At 69.1% G+C, this 22,079-nt stretch carries 20 protein-coding genes and 1 pseudogene; 8 read left to right on the top strand and 13 right to left on the bottom strand.

Annotated elements, in window-relative coordinates:
* The first annotated feature begins 207 nt into the window (after positions 1 to 207).
* From ASC56_RS33065 to ASC56_RS33050, 4 genes are all read left to right on the top strand, one after another.
* Positions 208 to 1,683, top strand: a complete 1,476-nt coding sequence (locus tag ASC56_RS33065; protein WP_055495281.1) for a glycoside hydrolase — start codon at positions 208 to 210, stop codon at positions 1,681 to 1,683.
* 101 nt (positions 1,684 to 1,784) lie between these two features.
* Positions 1,785 to 2,798 (top strand): hypothetical protein, encoded by a 1,014-nt coding sequence (locus ASC56_RS33060; protein WP_055495280.1) that lies wholly within the window; start codon positions 1,785 to 1,787, stop codon positions 2,796 to 2,798.
* A gap of 351 nt (positions 2,799 to 3,149) precedes the next feature.
* Entirely contained in the window at positions 3,150 to 6,281 is a 3,132-nt protein-coding gene (locus tag ASC56_RS33055) for a DUF3427 domain-containing protein (RefSeq protein ID WP_055495279.1), read from the top strand.
* A gap of 193 nt (positions 6,282 to 6,474) precedes the next feature.
* A complete protein-coding gene (locus tag ASC56_RS33050; protein WP_055495278.1) occupies positions 6,475 to 7,032 on the top strand; it encodes an N-acetyltransferase in 558 nt (185 codons plus the stop codon).
* A 132-nt stretch (positions 7,033 to 7,164) separates the two neighbouring features.
* Here the strand turns inward: ASC56_RS33050 and ASC56_RS33045 are convergent, their stop codons facing one another.
* The 6 genes from ASC56_RS33045 to ASC56_RS33020 form a co-directional block, all read right to left on the bottom strand.
* The gene (locus ASC56_RS33045; protein ID WP_199836133.1) at positions 7,165 to 9,384 is read right to left on the bottom strand and encodes a tetratricopeptide repeat protein; all 2,220 of its coding nucleotides are present in this window, start codon (positions 9,382 to 9,384) and stop codon (positions 7,165 to 7,167) included.
* 193 nt (positions 9,385 to 9,577) lie between these two features.
* On the bottom strand, positions 9,578 to 10,255 hold the full coding sequence (locus ASC56_RS33040; protein WP_055495277.1) for a DUF6879 family protein: 678 nt from the start codon (positions 10,253 to 10,255) through the stop codon (positions 9,578 to 9,580).
* Positions 10,248 to 10,517 carry a hypothetical protein gene (locus ASC56_RS33035; protein ID WP_055495338.1) on the bottom strand — a complete coding sequence of 90 codons (270 nt, stop codon included), beginning with the start codon at positions 10,515 to 10,517 and terminating at the stop codon, positions 10,248 to 10,250. The genes ASC56_RS33040 and ASC56_RS33035 overlap by 8 nt, the downstream gene beginning before the upstream one ends.
* A gap of 217 nt (positions 10,518 to 10,734) precedes the next feature.
* Positions 10,735 to 11,208, bottom strand: coding sequence for a carboxymuconolactone decarboxylase family protein (locus ASC56_RS33030; protein ID WP_055495276.1), 474 nt, complete (start codon positions 11,206 to 11,208; stop codon positions 10,735 to 10,737).
* A 238-nt stretch (positions 11,209 to 11,446) separates the two neighbouring features.
* The gene (locus ASC56_RS33025; RefSeq protein WP_079102870.1) at positions 11,447 to 11,959 is read right to left on the bottom strand and encodes a DUF2267 domain-containing protein; all 513 of its coding nucleotides are present in this window, start codon (positions 11,957 to 11,959) and stop codon (positions 11,447 to 11,449) included.
* Positions 11,960 to 12,165: 206 nt separating this feature from the next.
* A complete protein-coding gene (locus ASC56_RS33020) occupies positions 12,166 to 12,588 on the bottom strand; it encodes an Hsp20/alpha crystallin family protein (protein WP_199836132.1) in 423 nt (140 codons plus the stop codon).
* Positions 12,589 to 12,837: 249 nt separating this feature from the next.
* Here ASC56_RS33020 and ASC56_RS33015 point away from each other — a divergent pair, with 249 nt between their 5' ends.
* Positions 12,838 to 13,170 (top strand): hypothetical protein, encoded by a 333-nt coding sequence (locus ASC56_RS33015; protein WP_055495275.1) that lies wholly within the window; start codon positions 12,838 to 12,840, stop codon positions 13,168 to 13,170.
* Here the strand turns inward: ASC56_RS33015 and ASC56_RS33010 are convergent.
* Together ASC56_RS33010 and ASC56_RS33005 are read right to left on the bottom strand one after the other, a co-directional pair.
* Positions 13,167 to 13,802: a response regulator transcription factor gene (locus ASC56_RS33010; RefSeq protein ID WP_055495274.1), complete on the bottom strand. Its 636-nt coding sequence runs from the start codon at positions 13,800 to 13,802 to the stop codon at positions 13,167 to 13,169. The two genes, ASC56_RS33015 and ASC56_RS33010, sit on opposite strands and share 4 nt — an antisense overlap.
* A gap of 115 nt (positions 13,803 to 13,917) precedes the next feature.
* Positions 13,918 to 14,913, bottom strand: coding sequence for a GlxA family transcriptional regulator (locus ASC56_RS33005; RefSeq protein ID WP_055495273.1), 996 nt, complete (start codon positions 14,911 to 14,913; stop codon positions 13,918 to 13,920).
* A 172-nt stretch (positions 14,914 to 15,085) separates the two neighbouring features.
* Between ASC56_RS33005 and ASC56_RS33000 the strand changes: the two genes are divergently transcribed.
* Both ASC56_RS33000 and ASC56_RS32995 read left to right on the top strand, forming a co-directional pair.
* Positions 15,086 to 15,559, top strand: a complete 474-nt coding sequence (locus ASC56_RS33000) for a DUF2269 family protein (protein WP_055495272.1) — start codon at positions 15,086 to 15,088, stop codon at positions 15,557 to 15,559.
* Between the two features lie 25 nt (positions 15,560 to 15,584).
* Positions 15,585 to 16,103: a hypothetical protein gene (locus ASC56_RS32995; RefSeq protein ID WP_055495271.1), complete on the top strand. Its 519-nt coding sequence runs from the start codon at positions 15,585 to 15,587 to the stop codon at positions 16,101 to 16,103.
* A gap of 88 nt (positions 16,104 to 16,191) precedes the next feature.
* Here ASC56_RS32995 and ASC56_RS32990 read toward each other — a convergent pair whose 3' ends face one another.
* From ASC56_RS32990 to ASC56_RS32980, 3 genes are all read right to left on the bottom strand, one after another.
* Entirely contained in the window at positions 16,192 to 16,647 is a 456-nt protein-coding gene (locus ASC56_RS32990) for a hypothetical protein (protein WP_055495270.1), read from the bottom strand.
* Positions 16,648 to 16,728: 81 nt separating this feature from the next.
* A complete protein-coding gene (locus ASC56_RS32985; protein ID WP_055495269.1) occupies positions 16,729 to 18,201 on the bottom strand; it encodes an MFS transporter in 1,473 nt (490 codons plus the stop codon).
* 73 nt (positions 18,202 to 18,274) lie between these two features.
* Positions 18,275 to 19,642 (bottom strand): DUF445 domain-containing protein, encoded by a 1,368-nt coding sequence (locus tag ASC56_RS32980; protein WP_055495268.1) that lies wholly within the window; start codon positions 19,640 to 19,642, stop codon positions 18,275 to 18,277.
* A gap of 124 nt (positions 19,643 to 19,766) precedes the next feature.
* Here ASC56_RS32980 and ASC56_RS42415 point away from each other — a divergent pair.
* Positions 19,767 to 20,085: pseudogene (locus ASC56_RS42415) on the top strand (SGNH/GDSL hydrolase family protein); the annotation flags it as partial.
* Between the two features lie 23 nt (positions 20,086 to 20,108).
* Here the strand turns inward: ASC56_RS42415 and ASC56_RS32970 are convergent.
* Both ASC56_RS32970 and ASC56_RS32965 read right to left on the bottom strand, forming a co-directional pair.
* Complete coding sequence (locus ASC56_RS32970) at positions 20,109 to 21,005, bottom strand: DUF1707 domain-containing protein (protein WP_055495266.1); 897 nt, start codon at positions 21,003 to 21,005, stop codon at positions 20,109 to 20,111.
* Between the two features lie 73 nt (positions 21,006 to 21,078).
* Complete coding sequence (locus tag ASC56_RS32965) at positions 21,079 to 22,077, bottom strand: ATP-binding cassette domain-containing protein (protein ID WP_055495265.1); 999 nt, start codon at positions 22,075 to 22,077, stop codon at positions 21,079 to 21,081.
* Positions 22,078 to 22,079 lie beyond the last annotated feature (2 nt).

The following is a 22,079-nucleotide window of genomic DNA, read 5'->3' as shown; positions in this document are numbered from 1 at the left end:
TCTGCGCCACCCTTCGCCCGCCCTTCACCGGCCCCTTCCGCCCGCTTCCTACAGCGGTTTTGGAAAGGGCTGTCACAACCCTCGACAACCCCGTGCGCCACACCCGATCCTTCGTGATGGTCAGATCCTTCGTGACGGCACCAACGAGACCGGTCGACGCCGGGCGGACGACCCCGCGTTCGAGCGGTACGACGAGGCGGAGAAGCCATGATCCGACGCAGAACCCTGCTGGCCGCCGCGGGCGGCTCGTTCCTCGGCAGCGCACTGGCGACCGGCACCGCACGGGCCGACGCCACCATCGCCGTCAACCCGTCCGGCATCTGCGGCACTTGGGAGGGCTGGGGCACCTCCCTCGCCTGGTGGGCCAACGTCTTCGGCGCCCGCGACGACTTCGCCGACATCTTCTTCACCACCAAGTCGGTGACGTACAGCGGAAGGACGCTGCCCGGTCTCGGCCTGAACATCGCCCGGTACAACCTCGGCGCGTGCAGTTGGAACAGCGTCAACGGCGAAAGCATGGTCGCCTCCGCCAACATCCCCTCCTTCAAGCAGATCGAGGGCTACTGGCAGGACTGGAACAACGAGGACCCCACGTCCTCGGCGTGGAAGTGGTCGGCCGACGCGACACAGCGCGCGATGCTCGTCAAGGCGGCCCAGCGGGGCGCGATCAGTGAGCTGTTCGCCAATTCCCCGATGTGGTGGATGTGCCTGAACCACAACCCGTCCGGCGCCGCCGACGGCGGCAACAACCTCCAGTCCTGGAACTACCGCCAGCACGCCTCCCACCTGGCGGCGGTGGCCCTGCACGCCAGGAACAACTGGGGCGTGAACTTCTCGACGGTCGAGGCCTTCAACGAGCCGTCGTCCAACTGGTGGAAGGCGACCGGCACCCAGGAGGGCTGCCATATGGACGCCTCCGTGCAGTCGGCCGTACTGCCCTACCTGCGCAGCGAATTGGACAAGCGCGGACTGACGGGCACCAAGATCTCGGCGTCGGACGAGACGAGCTACGACCTGGCCCGAACGACATGGGGTTCCTTCAGCTCGACCACGAAGTCCTACGTCGACCGGGTCAACGTCCACGGCTACCAGGGCTCGGGCGGCCGCAGGGACCTGCTGTACACCGACGTGGTGAAGACGGCCGGCAAGGCCCTGTGGAACTCGGAGACGGGCGACGGCGACGCCACCGGGCTGACGCTGGCGAGCAACCTGCTCCTCGACTTCCGCTGGCTGCACCCCACGGCATGGGTCTACTGGCAGGTGATGGACCCGACCGCGAGCTGGGCGATGATCGCGTACGACGCGAGCACCCTGCAGCCCGGCGCGGTACAGACGAAGTACTACGTGATGGCGCAGTTCAGCCGCCACATCCGCCCGGGGATGACGATCATCGACACGGGCGTCGACTACGCGGTGGCGGCCCTGGACAAGTCGGCCAAGCGCCTGGTGATCGTGGCGGCGAACAAGTCGTCGTCCGCCCAGACCCTGACCTTCGACCTCTCCCGCTTCACGACCGTGACGGGCGGCGCGGGCGGTGTGGTCCCCCGCTGGAACACGGTGACGGGCGGTGGCGGTGACCTGTACACGACGCACAGGGACACCTACCTGAGCGGGAAGACGGTGAGTGTGCCGTTCGCGGCGGGGGCGGTGCAGACCCTGCAAGTGGACGGGGTGGTGGCATAGCGGCCGGGGGGGCACACGCTCCGACCCGACCCAAACCCTCCCCCACCCCCTGGCCTGCGAATCTCTCTCCTTTGTCGGTCGGCGGCAGTACGGTGTCCCCCATGCGCCCCGACACGCCTGCCGAGAACGTCGACCACAACGCCGAAGCAGCACGCCTGGAGCGGACTGCCGGCCTGTATCCCGAGGACGCGGAACACCTGCTGCTGCAGGCAGCGGCCCACCGGGAACTGGCCGGCGACCGCCCCGGCGCGACCGCGCTGTACGACCGCCTGCTGTCCTCTCCCGAGCCTCTGGAGAACCCCTATCTCGTACGCGCCCTGAAGGCGTCGAACCTGTGGGAGTACGACCACGAGGCGGAGGCCCGGGCGATCATCGACGGAGTCCGCACGGCCTCCCCCCGGCACGCGGCCCCCTGGGTGATCGTCGCGGAGTCCCTGGAGTCGCACGACGAGCTGGAGGCGGCGGAGGCGACGTTCACCGAGGGGCTGCGGCTCCTGATCGGCGACTCGTCGGAGCCCTCGAAGTCCACGCACCCGCTCTTCTACGGCCGCCATCGGGTCCGCCGCATGCTGGGCGCGGCGCACGACGAGTGGGACGCCCTGGCGGACACCCTGCACTCCTACCCGGTCTCCCTGGACGAGCTCCACGACCCGAAGCGGATCTGGTCCCTCGGCTCGGACAACCCGGCGGAGCTGGAGGCGGAGATCAGCCGCCTGCGGGCGGAGCTGGGCGCCTACCGCGAGGCGCTCTCCCGCCCGTTCCCGGTGGCGATCCTCCACTGGACGGCGGCCGAGCTGGACGAACTGGTGTCGGCGTACCCGTCGCTGGCCGCGGAGTACCCGTCCCACGACGAGCACCTGACGACGATAGAGGACTCACTCCGGGAGCTGGCGGCCTCGGGCACCCCGAACCTGGGCATCGTGACGGGCACGGTCCCGTCGTACGAGGCCTTCGCGGCGTCGGAGAGCACGTCCCCGAGCGACACGGCACTGCTACCCCAGTACGCGACGACACTGGCGGCCCGAGGACGGGCGGTCGCCTGGCCACCGGAGCGGGGGGCGGCTTGTTGGTGTGGGACGGGGCGGGCTTATGAGGGGTGTCACGGAGGGCAGTAACTCATCGCCACGTCGCTGTGAGTCATCAGGCGGGGAGTGCTGAGGGTCTCCTCATAGCCCCGAATGACACGGATGGGATGCCTCCGCTCATAGCTCCGCCTCAGGGCCGCATTGTCCCGGTAGAACCATGACTGGCTACGCGGCCACCTCGCTGCCGTCCGTGTCTACCAACCAGGAGATGCCCTTCCAGTTGGTGCGATGCAGCTTGGCCCGCATCACATCCAGCCGCCTATGGAAGACCGCACCGACGGGGACGCCCTCACGGGTGTCAGTGGCCTCTGTTAGACATGGCCATCACACCTAACCCGGGGGGGAGCCAACGTGCCTGAGCTGGGAGAACCGTCGCACCCGATGGCGGGCGTGTACGAAGAGTTGGTCACGCTGCGGTTCGAGCAGAAGCTGAAGGAGCTCGCCAACCGTGGGTGGCACCCCGTAATCGACGCGGTGCGGCAGGATTCGGTACCGCACGTGCTGGCACGCCACGTGGCCCTGGCTGTGCGACGTGTGCTGCAAGGGCTCCCGCCAGAAGAGCGGGTACACGCCGCCAATCACATCCTGGAGTCCATCAGCACACTTCAAGGGGCACAGCAGTGGGTTGACCTGGTAGCTGCCGGTCCCCGCCAACTTCTAGCTCTGACCAAGCAGGAGGCCCCCGGCGTCTTCGCTGTCCGCCCCGCCACCCCGCTTTCCGACACTGCCCTACTCACTAACTCCCCGGAAGACCCGAGCCTCGGTTTCGAGTTGCGTGCCGAACTCGCCACCGCTGACCGGGTCGACCTGCTCTGTGCCTTCGTGAAGTGGCACGGGCTGCGGATCATCGAGCAGTCCCTCAGAGCAGCCCATGAGCGTGGTGTGCCCATACGCGTCATCACCACCACGTACATCGGGGCAACCGAGCGGCGGGCGCTCGACAGACTGGTGCAGGAGTTCAACGCCCATGTGAAGGTCAACTATGAGACGCGGTCGACGCGGCTCCATGCCAAGGCCTGGCTGTTCCGCCGCGACAGTCGTTACGACACGGCGTACGTCGGCAGTTCCAACCTCTCCAAGGCCGCGCTGCTGGACGGCCTGGAGTGGAACGTTCGGCTGTCGTCCATCGCTACACCCGACGTCCTACGAAAGTTCGACGCAACCTTCGAGGCGTACTGGAGCGACCCGTCCTTCGAGACGTACGACCCGGTGGCTGACGGAAGCCGACTCCAGGAAGCACTCACGATTGCGGGTGGCTCTTCCTCGAAGACGGCCGCAGACCGCGGGATCACACTCTCCGGCCTTGAGGTACGCCCTTACCCGCACCAGCGCGACATGCTGGAGCGGCTAGAGGTCGAACGCGAGGTGCATGACCGGCACCGGAATCTACTCGTAGCAGCGACCGGCACCGGCAAGACCGTCATGGCAGCGCTGGACTACAAGCAACTGCGCAAAAAGCGCGGCCGGGACCTGCGACTGCTGTTCGTCGCCCATCGCAAGGAGATTCTGCAACAGTCGCTCCGCACGTACCAAGACGTCTTGATCGACGCGAACTTCGGTGAACCCCTGCACAGTGGAGAGATCCCCCAACGCTGGACACATGTGTTCGCGAGCGTGCAGTCACTCAACGCGCGCGCCTTGGATCGGCTCGCTCCTGATCACTTCGATGTAATTGTCATCGACGAGTTCCACCACGGCACGTCACCCACCTACCGGAAGATCCTCGACCACTTCGAACCGATGGAGCTGCTGGGGCTGACTGCCACCCCCGAGCGCATGGACGGCAAGAGCATCCAGGACGAGTTCTTCGACGGCAGAATTGCCGCCGAGATGCGCCTGTGGGAAGCCTTGGAAAACGACCTCTTGAGCCCGTTCCACTACTTCGGCATCAGTGACAGCACTGACCTGAGTGCGGTCGAGTGGAAGCGAGGCGGATACGAAGCGAGCGCTCTGAGCAATGTTCTCACCGGCGACGATGCCCGGGCTCGCCTGATACTTAAGGCAGTTGAGGAGAAGATTGCCGACCCTGGCTCCATGCGAGCACTGGGATTCTGCGTCTCGGTCGCGCATGCGCACTTCATGGCACAGTGCTTCAGGGCCGCCGGCATCAATGCCGTCGCGCTATCAGGTGAGACCCCTGCCGAGAGTCGCAAGCAAGCACTTGTCGACCTCGCAGCCGGGGCGCTACAGGTGATCTTCTCTGTTGATCTGTTCAATGAAGGCCTCGACATCCCCGACGTGGACACCCTGCTCCTACTTCGCCCTACCTCCAGCGCAACAGTCTTCCTTCAGCAGCTCGGACGTGGTCTGCGGCGCAGCGAGAACAAGGCGGTCCTGACCGTGCTGGACTTCATCGGGCAGCACCGCAAGGAGTTCCGCTTCGAGAACCAGTTCCGCGCCCTCATAAACCTGACCCGTAAGCGCCTCCTGGACAACATCGAGCGCGGCTTCCCGCAGCTACCCTCCGGCTGCCAGATCATCCTGGAAGAGAAGGCCAAGAGAAGGATCATCGCCAACATCAAGGATCAGCTCGCCGTGAACGTCACGGCGCTGGCACGCGAGGTAGCTGAGTACGCCGAACCCAAACTGAGTCGTTACCTCGACGAGAGCGGACGCGACCTCAAGGACCTCTACCGGGGCAACGGGAACTCTTGGACCGGCTTGCTCCGGCGCTCCGGACTCTTGAAAGGTGAGGCACCGACGGGAGAGGCCGCACTACTCAAGAGAGTCTCCGCCTTCCTCCACGTGGACGACCCGCTGCGCGTTGCCGCGTACACACGCATGTTGGAGGACGACGCCCCGCCCTACAGCGCCCTCGACGAGCAGCAGCAAGCCTACGCCCGCATGCTCTTCTTCCAGCTCTGGCCCTTGGGCGGTGTCACCCGCAAGGGCTTCGCACATTACGATGCGGGCTTTGCGGCGCTCCGCAACCAACGCGCCGTGCGTAGCGAGATTCGACAGGTCCTGGAGTACAGCCTCGCCCACACCGAGCACGTCCCCATCCCGCTCCTCGGGATCGGCGGGCCCAGCAGCGTTCCACTGACTGTGCACGCCTCATACAGTCGCGAAGAGATACTGCCCGCACTCGGCCAGTCCTCTATCGGTGGCTTCATGCCCGGTGATTTCCGGGAGGGTGTGAAGTGGTGCGAGTCCATTAAGACCGATGCGCTGCTCATCACCTTGGAGAAGGACGAGAAGGACTTCTCTCCGCAGACCCGCTACCACGACTACGCACTAAGCGAGACCCTCTTCCATTGGGAGTCCCAGAATCAAACGTCGGAGACGTCCGCAACCGGTCTCCGCTACCAGCATCACGTCGCACAAGGCAGCCACGTCCTCCTCTTCGTGCGCCGCAACAAGAGCAGCGACATCGGAGGAGCCCAGCCATGGATGCTGCTCGGCCCAGCCGAGTACGTCCAGCACAAGGGCAGCAAGCCCTTGGCCATCACATGGCGGCTAAAACATGAGATCCCGGCGGATGTGTGGGCCTACTCGACCATCGCGGCCGGGTGACCTCAGCCCCGCAGTCTTGGAACCCGACCCCAGCGGCCCGGTTGATCGGAGACGCCCGCAGTTTTGCGACGGGGTACGGCTCGAAGGCTGACGGGACCGGCTCCCTGTTTCAACAAGCCGCAGGCCGGGTCGACAGCGTTGTGGCCCTCGAATGCCGAGAACGCATCCGCGAAACTGTCCCAGGGAGCATGACGTGACGCAGCGAGCAACCATCACAGTGGAGCGCTTGAACGGACTCGGGGCGACGCAGGCCGAAGACGCATTCAGGCTGATCTACGCTGAGGCGTTCGCGGAGCCGCCGTATAACGAGACGGAAGAAGACGTGGCGGCAACCTTCCGCCGCTTCCGCTCCCAGACCCGCAAAGCTGCATTTCGCGCCGCTCTTGCCCGTACCCAGGGCGGCGGCGAGCCTGTCGGCATGGCCTTCGGCTACCCCCTTGGTCCCAACTCCGGATGGTGGGACCGTCTGACCGAGCCTGTGTCCGACGAGATGAGCCGTGAGGACGGCCATCGGACCTTCGGGCTTATGGAACTCGCCGTGCGCGGACCGTGGCGAGAACAGGGCGTCGCGCGCCGTCTTCACACGACGGTGCTCGACGACATCCAGGCCGAGCGAGTGCTGCTGAATGTCCACCCGGACAGCACGGCGGCAACGGCCGCTTACCGAGCATGGGGATACCAGAAGATCGGGGAGGCGCGTCCGTGGGAAGGGTCAGACCTCCACGACGTCATGCTGCTCGACCTTCGCTGAACGCACCGTTGGCGCGTCAAGTGAACGGTTGGCTCCTTCGCTGCCCCCTACGCCGTCGCACTGCCCTCTCTTCAATGGAGCCCACTCGGCGTACACCGTCATAGTGCGGGCCCCGGGGCCCGGTGCTCGTGTTCAGGAGTCGCCCCCCGCCAGCCGCCGTTCGAGGCTGTTGCGCGTCGCCACGGCCCTTGGGTCGTCGTATGCGGCGAGCAGCCTTAGCGCCTCGGCCCAGTGCTGACGGGCCGCCGCAGGAGCCTCCTCCAGCAAGGCCTGGCCCAGGCCGTCGAGAGCCAGGGCCTCGTGCCACACATCACCCAGATCGTGGTGGGCGGCGGCGGCCTGGCGGTGGAAGTCGGCCGCCTCCGAGTGGCGGTGGAGCCGACGGTAGACCTCGCCCGCACGGTGCCAGGCGAGCGCCTGTCTGCTGCGGTGTCCGAGGCGGCCATGGAGCGTGGCGGAGCGCTGGTAGGAGCTCAGCGCGTCGGCGAACAGCCCGCTTGCCTGCTGGGCGTCACCCAGCGTGAGGAGCCAGTACGCTTCCAGACGGGGGTTGCGCAGACCGAGGGCGATGTCGACGGCGGCCTGGGCTGTGGTCAGGGACTCGTCGATCTCGCCCCGTTCGCGCTGGAGGCCGCTCAGGACGCGCAGGATGTTGCCCTCGCCCCGTTTGTCGTTCAGGGCACGGTGTGATGTCAGGGCCCGCTCGACGGCAGTCGCGGCCCGAGAGAGGTCTCCGGCCAGGTAGTGGGCGGTAGCGAGGTTGGACAGCGCGGTGGCCTCCCACTGGGCCGAGCCGTGTTCCTCGAAGGCGGCGATGGCCTGCTCGAAGTGTCGGGCAGCGGCGTCGAGACGTCTGTGCTGGAGATGGTTCAGTCCGATGAGATTGAGCGAGTGCGCCTCGTTGAGACGGTCGCCCAGCTCGCCCCAGATCTCCAGCGCCTTGCGGTGGTATTCGGCACTCTCGGCCAAGCGGTTGACGCGTGCGTGCGCCATACCGAGATCGGTGAACAGCAGACCCTCCGCAGCACGGTCACCACACCGGGCTGCCGCATCCAAGCCGATGTGGCCCACGCCCAGCCAATCGGCGCCCGGGGCAGAGGGAGACTGGGCGTGGAACAGTACGGCGCACAGCCGCCAGGTGAGCGCGTCGTATCCGGCGGCAGCCGCTGTACGGACCGCGTGCAGGAGGTTGGTGTGTTCGCGCTCGGCCCAGTTCACGGCGGCGTCGTAGTCGGGGAAGGACAGCGGGCGCACGCCCTGGGGCGTTGAGGCGAGGGCCAGTCGGTCTTCGGCAGGGCTGATCCAGCTCTGGGCTGCGTCGGCGGTGTGGAGGTACCACTCCAGGATGCGGCGCAGCGCAGCGTCCCGTTCCTTCGGTGGCTCCTCGTGCTGCGCTTGATCAATGGAGTAGGCGCGCAGCAGGTCGTGGAACTCGTAGCGGTCCGGGGCAGTCTGCTCCAGCAGATGGGCGCCGACCAGTGTGTCCAACAGCTGGCGGGTCCGGCCCCTGGTCGCTCCCGTGAGGGCCTCGGCGGCGTCCAGGCCGAATTCCGGTCCGGGATGCAGGCCGAGGAGCCGGAAGAGCCTGGCGGCTTGGGCGGACAGGGCGCGATAGGACCAGGCGAAGACGGTGCGGACGGCTTCGGCCTCTCCTTCGTCGCCGGTGCTCAGGGCGTCCCACAGGGCGGATTCGTCACGCAGATCGGCCATCAGATCGTCCAGCCGCATGTGGGGGTTGCCGGCGGCGCGTTCGGCCGCTATGCGCAGGGCAAGGGGCAGCCGCGCGCACAGCTGGGCCAGTTCGGCGAGTTGCTGTTCGTCGTCCTTGGGCCGGTATCCGGCGGTCACCGCTCGCAGGAGGGCGATCGCCTCGCGCTCGGGCAGCGTCCCCAGGGTGAGTCGGCGTGCCCCGTCCCGGACCGCGAGGCCGGACAACCGGCTGCGGCTGGTGACGAGGACCAGGCTGCTCGCGCTGCCGGGTAACAACGGACGGACCTGGCCCGCCGTCGCCGCGTTGTCCAGCACGACCAGTACCCGGCGTTCGGCCAGCAGCGAACGGTAGAGCGCCGCGGCGGCGTCGACGTCCTGCGGTACGGATTGCGGGTCGATTCCCAGAGCGGTCAGGAAACGGTGCAGGGCCTCCTGGGCGGTGACCGGCTGCCCCGGATCGTAACCGCGTAGATTGACATAGAGCTGCCCGTCCGGAAAGCGGTCGCGCACCTGGTGGGCCCAGCGCAGCGCCAGCGAGGTCTTTCCGGCGCCTGCGGTTCCGGCGATCACGTACACCGAGACGACCAGTGGATCGTCGCCTTCGCCGGTCAGCACGGCGTTCAACTGGTCCAGCTCTGCCATGCGATTGACGAAGGCGCTGACACTGGCGGGCAGTTGGCGCGGCGTTGGGTTCGCGGAGCCGCTGTGGTCCGGCGTCGCCTGTGTGTGGAAGTGGATTCCTCCCGCGATGTCCCTGGCCTGTACGACGTCGCGGGAAGACGATCCCGACAGTTCGGAGTGCGTGCTGCCGGGGTGCTGGTTGGCAGAGCTGGACTCAGTGATCGCCTACTCCGTCCTGGTCTGCGGCTGCTACGACGGCTGCGGCGCCGGGTGCCGTTGCGGGCGGGGGAAGGTGCGCCACCTCGCGCTCGAAGTGGGACCTCACGTCTTCCCCTGCCTCATAGAGCTTCCTGATGTAGTTCTCCCAGCCCCTGACCAGATCGTGGTCGGTGTAGCGGACCGCGCCTACGGCGGCCCCGGCCTCGGTGTAGAGGACCTGGAAGAGGGTGGCGCCGCCGAGGACGACGATTTCCGGCAGGACGCGCTCGGCCTCTGCCGAAGCCACCTGTTCGGCGCTGACGACGCGGATCCGCTCTCCGCATTCGGCGCGCTGCCGATGGGAGTGGAGCTCCCACTGGACATACGGTGTCAGCGGCTGCTCAACCACCCGCACGCGGTGAAAGCGATGGCCCTTGCGTTCGTCTTCCTGGACTGTGGCGAGCAGGCCGTCACGCCGGTCCCCGAGGAGCCGTAGAGCCTTCTGCCATTCTCCTCGGCGCAGTGCGTCCCGGCTGGCGCTGCCCTGTTCCTCGAAGTGCTGACGGCGCTCCAGCTTCCACGAGTCCGCATCACGGAGGGCCGCGTCACATGCCTGGAAGTCCTGCTTGTAGGCGTCGCGAGTGAGACGCTCGCCCTGCTCAGGCACGAGAGTCGGGGGGAGCGGGTCACGCATCGGGGATGTCTGTCTTCGCCGCGCTGAGCATGCCTCCGGGGATGACGACCAATCGCTCGTCCGGGGCAAGGGCCACGCCGTCAGGGAGGCGGGAGCGGTAGGCGGCTGTGAGGTCCCTGCCGATGACAGCGATGTCACCGTTGTCGAGCTGCCAAATGTCCGGGCATTCGTCCCGGTTATCCGAATTGCCAAGCTCCTTGGCCGACTTCCCCAGCCTTCGTCTGAATAACGCGGACGGGTCGGCCTCCCAGGCGCGGGTCATCTCCGCCTCCACTCGACTTCTTTGCGCTATCACCCACTACGGATTGTAGCTGCCCGCACACACCGAACAACGGGGCATCAGAGCCAGTTCACGGCTCGTCCCAGCCACCTCGCCCCGAGGCGCTCCCCGGGGCGCGAACTTCCAGAGAGGCGGGGCCCGGTGGCCGATGCCGCGCGTGCGCGGTGGGCGGCATCGGCCACCGGGCCCCTGGTCACCGTCAGGCGAACTGGCCCGGCTGGTAGTCGCCGGCGGGCTGCTGGATGATCACGTTCATGCGGTTGTAGGTGTTGATGAGGGCGATCAGGGACACCAGGGCGGCGAGCTGCTCCTCGTCGTAGTGCTTGGCGGCGTTCGCCCAGGCCTCGTCGGTGACGCCTCCGGCCGCGTCGGCGATCCGGGTGCCCTGCTCGGTCAGTTCCAGGGCCGCCCGCTCCGCGTCGGTGAAGACCTTCGCCTCCCGCCAGGCCGCGACCAGGTTCAGGCGCACCGAGGTCTCCCCGGCGTGCGCGGCGTCCTTGGTGTGCATGTCGGTGCAGAAGCCGCAGCCGTTGATCTGGCTGGCGCGGATCTTCACCAGCTCCTGTGTCGCGGCCGGCAGGGTCGAGTCCGCGACGACCTTGCCGGCCGAGTTGATGTACTTCGCGAACTTGGCCGCGACGGGGCTGCCGTAGAAGTTGAGACGGGCGTCCATGGTGGTCTCCTTGCCGCGTTGGTGGTTACACAGCACTGACGGAGCGGCCCGGCCAGATGTGACACGCGGACGAGTCGGTCGGGTGTGACGTGCGTCTCAGCGGCTGGTGGCGTATCGGTGGGGCCTCGCGTGACGAGGAAGCGTCGCCCGACGTGTGGCGAGGGGCCGGACCGCTCCGGGTCCGGCCCCTCGTTCCACGGTCATGGGGTCGATCGTGGGCGACGTCGACGCACTGGTGTCACGCCGCCCGTGTCAGTAGTTCCGCCTTGCCGAACAACAGCGCGTAACCGGTGGGGAGTTGGCGGAGGATACGGGCCGTCAGGTCCTCCCCGATCAGGGCGGGCAGCGTGCCGAGGACCGCGCCGACGTCCCAGCGGGCCGTCGCCGGTGTGGCTCCCTCGATGCGGCCCGCGACCGCGTCGACGAACTCGGGGGCCGTCAGCGGCCGGCGCACCGGGATCTGTGAGGCGATCAGACGGGCCGCCTCGTCGGGCAGCCGTCGGGCCAGTTCCACGCGCTCGTCTCCGATGACGTGGCCGCCGAGGGCGCAGAGCACGAGGCACGTGATGCGCTCTGCCTCCCTCGTCGTCGGGTACTGGCCGGATTCCTTCACGGCCTTCAGGAGGCGGCCCCAGTCAGGGCGGGACGGGACCGCGCCCGCCCCTTCCCGGTCGGCTGCGGCCACCTCGTCGATCCCCGGCGCGGCGACCTCGTCGATCGTGCTCCTCGCCGCCGCGCTCGTCGTGGTCATGCTCATCCTGCGGGTACTCCTCCGCTTGTATCCCCACCCGGTCCTCTCCCGGGTACCCCAATGCCGCCACCCGTCCCACGCGTCTTTCGACACGTGTGTCGACTCGTGTGTCGACCCGTTGTTAGACCTGTGTGTCGACTCGTGTTTCGTACACACGTGCCAGATCGCGTTTCGGGCGCGCAGGACGGGCTTCGGCGCTGCGGCTGTCAGGTGCTGAGCTGCTTGGGCTTGTCGCCGCCCGCGATCGGGATGCGACGCGGCTTCGCCTCCTCGGCGACCGGGATGCGGAGGGTCAGGACGCCGGCGTTGTACGAGGCGTCGATGCGGTCCGTGTCCAGGGTGTCGCCCAGGAACAGCTGGCGGGTGAAGGTCCCGGTGGGACGTTCGGCCACAACCATCTCGGCGTCCGCGGGGGCCGGGGAACGGCGTTCGGCGCGGACGTTCAGGACGTGGCGTTCGACGTCCAGGTCGATCGTCTCGGGGTCGATGCCGGGGAGGTCGAAGTGGACGACGAACTCGTCACCGGACCGGTAGGCGTCCATCTGCATCGCGGCGGGGCGCTGCGAGGAGCCGAAGACCTGCTGAGCGAGCCGGTCGAGGTCGCGGAACGGGTCGGTGCGCATGAGCATCACGGTCACTCCCTTCACTGAGGCACTGGGTGCGATGCCCTTCGGGTTCTTATATAGCGCGAGGGCAGAAAGTTGACAACCTCTGACTCAACCCCTCACCTGGGCGGCGTGTCGGCACGGCCACCGGCGCGCCCGGCACGGCCACCGGCGCGCCCGGCTCGCCCCCGGCGCGCCCGTGTCCCGGCGCGGAGTTAGCCTCGTGTCGCCGAAATGGCCGGGACAGGACGCAGCAGCGGGAGGCGGACAGCGATGGCGAAGGTTCCTACGGCGCTGGTGGCCGCGAGCGGGCTCGTCGGCGGGTACGGGGCCGGGCGCTGGAGCAAGAAGCGGCAGCTCGGCGGGGCCGTGCTGGCCGTGGCGGGAGCCACCGCCGCCCAGCGGTGGCGGCGGCAGGCCGGTGGCGCGGCGGCCGGGACGCTGAGTGCCGCATACGTCGCCGCCTTCGCCGGGTCGCACCCGCTGGCCAGGAAGGTGGGCGCATGGCCGGCCGTGTTCGGGGTCGCCGGAGCCGTCGCGCTCGCCTCATGGGCCGTCGCCGACCGGCGCGGCCAGGACCCTTCTGGCGGACCACCCCTCGGCTAGCCGGACCACCCCTCGTCCGACAGCTCATCGGCCACGCCACCCTGCAGCGCGAGGCGTGTGAGGTCGGCCCTGCGGCGGACGCCGGTCTTACTGCGCAATCGGTCCAGGTGCGAATGCACCGTGTGCTCGCTGATGTTCAGCTTGGACGCGATCTCACGATCGGTGGCACCGCTCGCGACGAGCACCAGGATCTCTCGTTCCCGGTCAGTGATGTCGAACGGGTGCTTCTGCCCCAGCTGACTGTGGAATTCCGCGGAGAAGTAGCTGCGACCGGAGGCGACGGTACGCACCGCCGTCAACAGCTCCGCCTCCCCCGCTTGCTGACTCAGGTATCCCTGGGCGCCCGCTTCGATGGCCAGGACGAGGTCGGTCTGCGCTTTGGAGGGCGACAGCACGACGACACTGTGGTTCTGCCGATGCAGTCCGGCGACGAGGTCGCACGTCTCCCTGACGGAGACCTGCATGTTGAGCACGACCACGTCCGCGTCACCCGCGTCGTATCGCCGCGCACCGACGCGCTTGACGGAGGTCACTCTCTGCAGGTCGGGCGCGCCGTCGATGACGAGCGCCAGACCTTGCTGAAGGAGCGGGCAGTCGGAGACGACTGCTACGTGCGTCGGACGTCGGCTCATCGAGGTTCCTGGTGGGTTCGGCACCGACCGGATGGGGGGCGTCGGGACAGACAGGCGGGTGACCCCACCATGTGATCCCCACCATCGCCGCTCCCCGATGTACCGGCATTCCGACCTAGCCCGTTCGGGGGGCATGCCTCGCACCGTGCCCGGCGCCCACCGGGGCGGGTACCCCCTGGAACGCCCGCCGATACGCGTACGGGCTGGTGCCGACCACTCGTTTGAAACGGTCCCGGAACGCCGTGGGGGAACCGAAGCCCGCCTGGGCCGCGATACGTTCGACGGGGTGCGTCGTCGTCTCCAGGAGGTACTGCGCGCGCCGGATCCGCGCCCGGTGCAGCCACTGCAACGGCGTCGTGCCGGTCTGTTCGCGGAAGCGGCGGTTCAGGGTGCGGGCGCTCATGCCCGCACGGGCCGCGATGTCGTCCAGGGTCAGATCCCGGTCCGCGTTCTCCTCCAGCCAGTGCAGCAACGGCTCCAGGGTGGCTCCGGCGGGGGCCGGCGGCCGGGTGTGAACGATGAACTGGGCCTGCCCGCCCTCGCGTTCGAGCGGCATCACCGACAGCCGGGCCGCGTCCGCCGCGACCGCTGAGCCGTGGTCCTTGCGGATCATGTGCAGGCACAGGTCGAGCGCCGCGGCCGCCCCGGCCGAGGTGAGGAACTGGCCCTCGTCGACGTACAGCACGTCAGGATCGACCGTCACCGCCGGATAGCGCTCGGCCAGCACCGGCGCCGCCACCCAGTGCGTCGTGGCGCGCCGTCCGTCCAGCAGGCCCGTCGCCGCGAACACGAACGCGCCCGCGCAGACGGACGCGATGCGTGTCCCGTTCGCCGCGGCGGCGCGCAGGGCCTGCGCCACGCCCTCCGGCAACGGCAGCGTCGGATCCGCCGTGCCCGGCAGGATGATCGTGTCCGCCTCGGCCAGCGCGTCGAGACCGTACTGCGCCCGGATCCGGAACGTACCCGCGTCCACCTCCTCCGTCGCCGCGCAGATCCGCACCCGGTACGCGAGCCGCCCGTCGGGCAACCGGGTGCGCGAGAAGACCTCGATCGGGGCCGAGAGGTCGAAGGGGATCACCTGGTCGAGCGCCAGGACGGCCACGGTGTGCATGGCGAGAGCCTAGGGGTGCGACAGGTTCTGGCCAAGCAGGGGGTCGTGCGCGGGAAAGGCCACTGGACGGCGAGCCATGTCGCAACCCCGGTCGGGCTTGTGGCGAGAATCCGTCGGGGACTGGCAATTCCGCCACTTCCTCAAGATCCGCGCGGGCCCCTAGCCTCGGCCCGTGACCAAGTTCCTTCTCGCCGTCCACGTCCTCGCCGCGATCGTCGCCATCGGGCCCGTCACCGTCGCCGCGAGCATGTTCCCGCCCACCGCGCGCAAGGCGCTCGCCCGGCCCCGGGAGAACCGGGACACCCTCGCGCTCCTGCACCGCATCTGCCGGGTGTACGCCGTCGTGGGCGTCGTCGTCCCGGCGTTCGGGTTCGCCACCGCGCGCGACATGGGCGTGCTCGGTGACGCCTGGCTGATCGTGTCGATCGTGCTGACCGCGCTCGCCGCGGCCGTGCTCGCCGCCCTGGTGCTGCCCCGGCAGGGCGCGATCCTGGAGGTCGTCGAGGGAGGCGAGGGCCTTGAGAGAGGCGGGGTGGACGAGCGGGCGACCGTCCGGCTCGCCATGGTGACCGGGATCTTCAACCTCCTGTGGGCCGCCGTCACCGTCCTGATGATCGTGCGCCCGGGATCCACCACGGGTGCCTAGGGGCGCTGGGCTTAGGATCCCGCTCATGTACGGACAGGTGTACGGGCAGCAGCAGTCGGCGTCGAGGGCCTACCTCACCGCCCTCCAGGCACGGTTGACGGCCGACGGGTGCAGCACGCGGTGGGAGGACTGGGCGGGCACCCAGGTGCTGGTGGGGCGGCGCTCGGACTTCCGGCTGCGCTGGATGGCCACGAACCTGCATCTGTTCACGGTGGCCGCCATGGTCCCCGAGATCACCGTGCAGGCCATCGAGAGCTTCACCGACAGCGTCCTGAGGTACGCCAAGGACACCAAGGGCGGGCTGCCGGTGGGCCTGCAGACCGGGGTCGGCGCCTTCCCCGTCCTGGTCAGCGAGAACGTCGAACCGGCCGCCGTGCACTGGGCGGAGGCCCAGCAGCGCACCAGGTTCGCCTGTATGGCCCGGCCGGTCGTGGTCGACAGCACCCACCAGTACGTGGGCATGTACCGCGGCAAGCCCGCCCTCGGACGCGTCTACGCGTCCCACTTCATCGAGAAGGGGACGCGGTACTTCTACGGCGTCTGAGCCCCCCTACGGCTACAGGCGCCTGAGCCCCCCTACGGCTACAGGCGCCTGAGCCGCGTACGACTTCAGGCGCCCGATCCCCGTACGACTACAGCGGGTTGGAGAGCATCGGGTCCTCCCTCGCCCACTCCCCCCGGAACGTCCGCGCCACGCCGGCCGCCACGAACACCCCGCCTGCGATCAGCAGCGTGAAGGAGCCCCAGGCCAGGGGCCTGAACGAGGCGTCCGGTCCGGGGTGGGTGCGGAAGGAGGCGTACATCAGGGCGGCCGGGGGCGCCGCCACCAGGAGCAGCGGCCAGCCCAGGCCGTCCCAGTGGCCGAAGTAGGCCGCCAGGAGCAGCAGGGCCAGTGCGAGGAGGAGGACCCCGGCGACCGTCACGGGCGTCGTCTCCTGGGCGGCTTCCGGGGTCGCCGGCCGGTTGCGCAGGTCCCACGGCAGGCACAGGAGGTACGCCGCTGCCGCGAGGGCGGCGCCGAGCAGGCGGATCAGCCAGCGCTCGGGCATGGGGCGCGTTCGCATGGGGCGGAGCAGCTTCTCGGTCATGCGTACGAGAGTTCCCGCCCCGCCGTGGAGCGGACAGAGTATGGATACTCAGATCGCCCTGTGGCCTCTGGGCCCTCGCGCCTACGGCGTCGCCTGCGCCCCCACCGTCGTCGCCGTGAGCGGCTTGGCGATGTCCTCCAGCGACCGCCGCTCCGCCCGTACCGCGAGCAGCGCCGCGACCAGTCCCGCCGCGCACATGAGGGCCGCGCCGATCTGGAAGGCGAGAACCGTGTCACCGACCCGCCCGGTGTTGGTGAGCTCCGCGAACAGGATCGGGCCGCTGATGCCGCCGGCCGCGGTGCCGATCGCGTAGAAGAAGGCGATGGACATGGCCCGCGTCTCCATCGGGAACACCTCGGAGACCGTCAGATACGCACTGGACGCGCCCGCCGAGGCGAAGAACAGCACCGCGCACCAGCACGCGGTCAGTGTGCCCGCGCTCAGCACGCCGCGTGAGAACAGCCAGGCCGTGCCGAACAGCAGCACACCCGAGAGCAGGTACGTCGACGAGATCATCACCCGGCGGCCGACCGTGTCGAAGAGCTTGCCGAGCAGCAGCGGGCCGCAGAAGTTGCCGATCGCGATGACGGCGAAGTAGTAGCCGGTGTGGTCGGCGGGGACGTTGAAGAACCTGGTCAGGATCGCGCCGAAGCCGAAGGTGATCGCGTTGTAGAGGAAGGCCTGCCCGATGAAGAGGGAGAAGCCGAGGATGGCGCGCTTGCGGTAGTCGTGGAAGACCGTGCGGGCGATGGTGGCGAAGCCGATGCTCTCGCGCTGGTGGATGGTGATCACGCCCCGGGGCGGCGGAAGCGGCTGGCCCTTCTCCGCCTCGACGCGCCGTTCGATCTCGGACACCACCCGTTCCGCCTCCTGCTCCCTGCCGTGGATCAGCAGCCAGCGCGGGCTCTCGGGAACGTGCCGTCGTACCAGCAGGATGGCCAGGCCGAGGACGACGCCCAGGGCGAATGTCAGCCGCCAGCCGACGTCCTTCGGCAGGAAGCTCGTGTTCAGCGCGAGGATCGACAGCAGCGAACCGCCGACCGCGCCCAGCCAGAAGCTGCCGTTGATGATCAGGTCGACGCGTCCGCGGTAGTTCGCCGGGATCAGCTCGTCGATCGCGGAGTTGATGGCCGCGTACTCGCCGCCGATGCCGAAACCGGTGAGGAAGCGGAAGAGGAAGAACCACCAGGACTGGAAGGAGACCGCGGTCAGGGCGGTCGCCCCGAGGTAGACCGCCAGGGTGATCATGAAGAGCTTCTTGCGGCCGTAGCGGTCGGTCAGGCGGCCCCAGAAGAGGGCGCCCGAACAGGCGCCCGCCACATACAGCGCGGCCGCCAGGCCGGTGACCTGCCCGGAGGTGATCGGCAGCCCGCTGCCGGGCTCCGACAGACGGCTGGCGATGTTGCCGACGACCGTGACCTCCAGGCCGTCGAGGATCCATACCGTGCCGAGTCCGATCACGATCGTCCAGTGCCAGCGCGACCAGGGCAGGCGATCAAGTCGGGCGGGGATGGCGGTGGTGACCGTGCCGGGTGGGGGCGCGGTGACGGACATGGCTTCCTCCTCAAGGGCGCCGGGTGTCCTCGCACCCGGCCGCACGCGACCCGAGTTCCCGCTCGGCCGCCGGTTACGCCCCGAGCGCCCGCGACACGGTGTAGATCAACAGTCCGGCCAGCGAGCCCACCACCGTGCCGTTGATCCGGATGAACTGCAGGTCACGGCCGATGTGCGCCTCGATCTTGCGTGTGGTGTGCGCGGCGTCCCAGCCGGCCACCGTGTCCGTGATCAGGGAGGTGATCTCCTTGCGGTACGTCGTCACGACGTGCACCGCCGCGCCCTCCACCCACTTGTCCACCTTGGACTGGGTCCTCGGCTCGGCGGCCATACGCGCGCCGAGCGCCAGCAGCGAGGCCCGCACGCGCAGCCGCAGCTGGCTGTTCTCGTCCTCGGCGGCGGACACGATCATGGACCGTACGGCCGTCCAGGCGGAGGCGATCAGGTCCTGGACCTCGCCGCGGCCCAGCACCTCGCCCTTGAGCCGCTCCACGCGCGCACGGGTGTCGGTGTCGGACTGCAGGTCGGAGGCGAAGTCGGCGAGGAACCGGTCGAGGGCGCCACGCGCCGGGTGGGAGGGGGCGTCCCGCATCTCGGTGACGAAGCGGAGCAGCTCCTTGTAGACACGCTCGCCGACCTTCTTGTCGACGAACCGGGGGGTCCAGCCGGGGGCGCCGTCCTGGACGGCGGTCATGACCTGGTCGTCGTGCAGGACGAGCCAGTCGTGGGCACGCAGGCAGATGAGGTCCACGAACCGCCTGTGGCCGCCGTCCGCGACGACCTTCTCCAGCATCTTGCCGAGTCCCGGCGCTATCTCCTGGGCGTCGGCGCGGCGGGTGATGGCCTCGCCGACCACGGCCTGGACGTCGGAGTCGCGCAGGACGGTGAGGGCGCCGCGCAGGGCGGTCGCCAGTTCCGCCGTCACCCGGTCGGCGTGCTCCGGATCGGCGAGCCAGGCGCCCAGACGTCTGCTGATGCCGACGGCGTGCAGGCGCTGGCGTACGACCTCCTCGGAGAGGAAGTTCTCGCCGACGAACTCGCCCAGGGAGACCCCGAGCTGGTCCTTCTTGTTGGGGATGATCGCCGTGTGTGGGATGGGCAGGCCCAGCGGGTGCCTGAAGAGCGCGGTGACCGCGAACCAGTCGGCGAGCGCGCCGACCATGCCGGCCTCGGCCGCCGCCGCGACATAGCCGGCCCAGGGGCCCGCGCCCGCGTTCTCTGCGCCCTTGGCGAGGGCGTACACGAGCGCCACGAGGAGCAGCAGCCCGCTCGCCATGCCCTTCATCCGGCGTACGCCCCGGCGCTTCTCCTCGTCGGCAGGGCTGAAGGCCGTCATCGCCCGGTTCGTGGCCGTCCCCGCGCGGGACAGCCCTACGGCGACCACTTCATCCGGTTTCGTGCGTTCCATCCACTCCACCCGTTCACGTACCCCGCTACACATTGTCCCTTCCTGACCGACTCCTGGAACGGAGCGGGAGTTCCCGGCGTCTGTCCGGACGGAGAAGTCCCGGGGCATTTCAGGGTCTCGTCAGGGTCGGGTCGGGGCGTTCCGGTTGTGCCTCGCGATGTCCGGACGGTCCGTGCGCGACGTCGTGCACGTCGGCGTCGGCGTCGGCGTCGGCGTCGGCGTCGGCGGTACGAGTGCCCGTATCACGCTGTCCCATCGCCACGGCCGGCAGCCGCCGGCCATCACGCACGCCTCCCTCGCGGTCGCCGCCGGGGACGACGCGGCCGCGGCCGCCGGGACCATGCGCCGGCTCACCTCCGCGGTCGCCGCCTCGGTCTTCCTGGCCCCCGGTGGGCAGGTGGTCAGCCGTGCGCATCGCCGTCCCGCGCGACTCCGACGTGCTCGTGACCACGTACTCCCCCACCCCGTCGGGCCCGGGGGTCCACCCGGCATGCTCCGGTCAGTAGCCGTTGCGGCGCCTGTCGCGCCCCTCGCGACGGGCCTCCCGGCGCTCCCGCTGGAGCTCGCGGCGCTCCTCGTGTCGCTCGCGCCCCAGCTCGCGATGATCCTCCAGCATGTCGCGGTGGGTCTCGTACCGCTCACGCAGCGACGCGTGCAGCTCCTTGCGGGCGGCCTTGCGCTCCAGCTTCTCCTGGCGCCGCTCCTCCTTCAGCCGCTGCCGCTCGGCCCGGGTGATCTTGCGCTCGATGCCGACCCCGCCCCAGAACGCGAACCCGTTGACGATCACGCGCGGCGCGCCCGGCTCTCCCGGCACGCCCTCCTCACGGTGGTCGAAGCCGCCCATGATCCCGATGCCGCGCACCACCACCTGGACCCCGGGCGGCACGATGACGTTCACCCCGCCCATGATCGCGACGCAGTTGATCTCGACCTCACGGTCCGCGAAGTACGCCTCCCGCAGGTCGATCTCACCGCCGCCCCAGAAGGCGAAGGAGTTGAACCGCTTGGGCACCGTCCAGCGCCCCTTGCGCTGGAACCCGGACATCACGGCGACGGCCCACGAGGACGACCCGCCGCCCCCGACGATCCGCTCCGCCCAACCCCCGCTCTCCGCAGGCTCCTTGGTCAGCGACACGGTCGGCGCGGTAACGCCCGCGACCGGCAGGTCCCGGGTGATGGGGGCCAGTTCCCCGTAGGTCCGGGCCTTGTACGTGGCCTCCAGCCGCTCCTCGAACTCCTCCATGTCGAGGCGGCCCTCCGCGAGGGCGTCCCGCAGGACCTCGGCGACCCGTTCGCGGTCGGCGTCGGAGGCGCGGAGCTCCGGGGCGGCGGGATGGGGGGCCTGCGGCGTCGGCCGCTGATCGTCGCTTCCCCCGGAAGACGCTGCGTCGGTCATAGGCGTCAGCCTACGAGGATCGCGGGCGCCGGGCTACGAGGGATGCCGGGTCAGGGAGGAGGGCCGCCCCCGCCTACGGGAGCGCCCGCTCGGCCCGTACCGCCTGGCCGGCGTACATCTTCGCGATGACCGCCTCGATGTCCGGCTCCCGCACCGACAGGTCCACCAGCGGATACTCGGCCGCGACGCGCGCCACCAGCGGGGCCGCCGACTCCGAGGCGGGAAACGCGAGCCACTGCCGCGGCCCCTCGACCCGCACCACGCGAGCGGGCGGCGCCTGGATCGGCGGCAGCTCCCGCTCCAGGTCGACCACGAGGGTGCGTTCGCCGTCGCCCACCTCGTGCAGCCCGGCGAGCGGACCGTCGTACATGAGACGCCCGTGGTCGATGACCATCACGCGCGAGCACAACTGCTCGATGTCCTGCAGGTCGTGGGTGGTCAACAGCACCGTCGTGCCGCGCTCGGCGTTCAGGTCCCGCAGGAAGTCCCGCACCTTGGCCTTGGAGATCACGTCGAGGCCGATCGTCGGCTCGTCGAGGTACAGCACCTCGGGGTCGTGCAGCAGCGCCGCCGCGATGTCGCCGCGCATCCGCTGCCCCAGCGACAGCTGCCGTACCGGCACGTCCAACAGGCCGCCCAGTTCGAGGAGTTCGACGCACTGGTCGAGGTTCTCGTGGTAACGGCCGTCCGGGATGCGGTACATACGGTGCATCAGCCGGTAGGAGTCGATCAGCGGCAGGTCCCACCACAGGGTCGTGCGCTGCCCGAACACCACCCCGATGCGCCGGGCCAGTCTCGTCCGCTCGCGAGAGGGATCGATCCCGGCGACCCTCAGCCGGCCTCCGCTCGGCGTCAGGATCCCGGTCAGCATCTTGATGGTGGTGGACTTCCCTGCGCCGTTCGGACCGATGTAGCCGACCATCTCGCCGCGCGCCACCGTGAAGGAGATCGAGTCGACGGCGCGCACCTGCCGCCGCTCGCTCTTCAGGAAGCCGGTCCTCTTGCGCACGTCGAAGACCTTCTCGACCCGCTCCAGTTCGATGAAGCCACCGTCCACCGATGCACCCTCCATAT

The sequence above is a fragment of the Streptomyces sp. TP-A0356 genome (assembly GCF_001417775.1).
In the GTDB taxonomy this organism is placed as follows: Bacteria; Actinomycetota; Actinomycetes; order Streptomycetales; family Streptomycetaceae; genus Streptomyces.
The sequence above is the reverse complement of the archived record's forward strand: the minus strand, read 5'-3'. Positions and strand labels throughout refer to the sequence as shown.

Coding starts and splice junctions, on each gene's coding strand:
- ASC56_RS33065 (WP_055495281.1), top strand. CDS start 208: ATGATCCGACGCAGAACCCTGCTGGCCGCCGCGGGCGGCTCGTTCCTC.
- ASC56_RS33060 (WP_055495280.1), top strand. CDS start 1,785: ATGCGCCCCGACACGCCTGCCGAGAACGTCGACCACAACGCCGAAGCA.
- ASC56_RS33055 (WP_055495279.1), top strand. CDS start 3,150: ATGGCGGGCGTGTACGAAGAGTTGGTCACGCTGCGGTTCGAGCAGAAG.
- ASC56_RS33045 (WP_199836133.1), bottom strand. CDS start 9,384: ATGGCAGAGCTGGACCAGTTGAACGCCGTGCTGACCGGCGAAGGCGAC.
- ASC56_RS33040 (WP_055495277.1), bottom strand. CDS start 10,255: ATGCGTGACCCGCTCCCCCCGACTCTCGTGCCTGAGCAGGGCGAGCGT.
- ASC56_RS33035 (WP_055495338.1), bottom strand. CDS start 10,517: ATGACCCGCGCCTGGGAGGCCGACCCGTCCGCGTTATTCAGACGAAGG.
- ASC56_RS33030 (WP_055495276.1), bottom strand. CDS start 11,208: ATGGACGCCCGTCTCAACTTCTACGGCAGCCCCGTCGCGGCCAAGTTC.
- ASC56_RS33025 (WP_079102870.1), bottom strand. CDS start 11,959: ATGACCACGACGAGCGCGGCGGCGAGGAGCACGATCGACGAGGTCGCC.
- ASC56_RS33020 (WP_199836132.1), bottom strand. CDS start 12,588: ATGCTCATGCGCACCGACCCGTTCCGCGACCTCGACCGGCTCGCTCAG.
- ASC56_RS33015 (WP_055495275.1), top strand. CDS start 12,838: ATGGCGAAGGTTCCTACGGCGCTGGTGGCCGCGAGCGGGCTCGTCGGC.
- ASC56_RS33010 (WP_055495274.1), bottom strand. CDS start 13,802: ATGAGCCGACGTCCGACGCACGTAGCAGTCGTCTCCGACTGCCCGCTC.
- ASC56_RS33005 (WP_055495273.1), bottom strand. CDS start 14,913: ATGCACACCGTGGCCGTCCTGGCGCTCGACCAGGTGATCCCCTTCGAC.
- ASC56_RS32995 (WP_055495271.1), top strand. CDS start 15,585: ATGTACGGACAGGTGTACGGGCAGCAGCAGTCGGCGTCGAGGGCCTAC.
- ASC56_RS32990 (WP_055495270.1), bottom strand. CDS start 16,647: ATGACCGAGAAGCTGCTCCGCCCCATGCGAACGCGCCCCATGCCCGAG.
- ASC56_RS32985 (WP_055495269.1), bottom strand. CDS start 18,201: ATGTCCGTCACCGCGCCCCCACCCGGCACGGTCACCACCGCCATCCCC.
- ASC56_RS32980 (WP_055495268.1), bottom strand. CDS start 19,642: ATGTGTAGCGGGGTACGTGAACGGGTGGAGTGGATGGAACGCACGAAA.
- ASC56_RS32970 (WP_055495266.1), bottom strand. CDS start 21,005: ATGACCGACGCAGCGTCTTCCGGGGGAAGCGACGATCAGCGGCCGACG.
- ASC56_RS32965 (WP_055495265.1), bottom strand. CDS start 22,077: ATGGAGGGTGCATCGGTGGACGGTGGCTTCATCGAACTGGAGCGGGTC.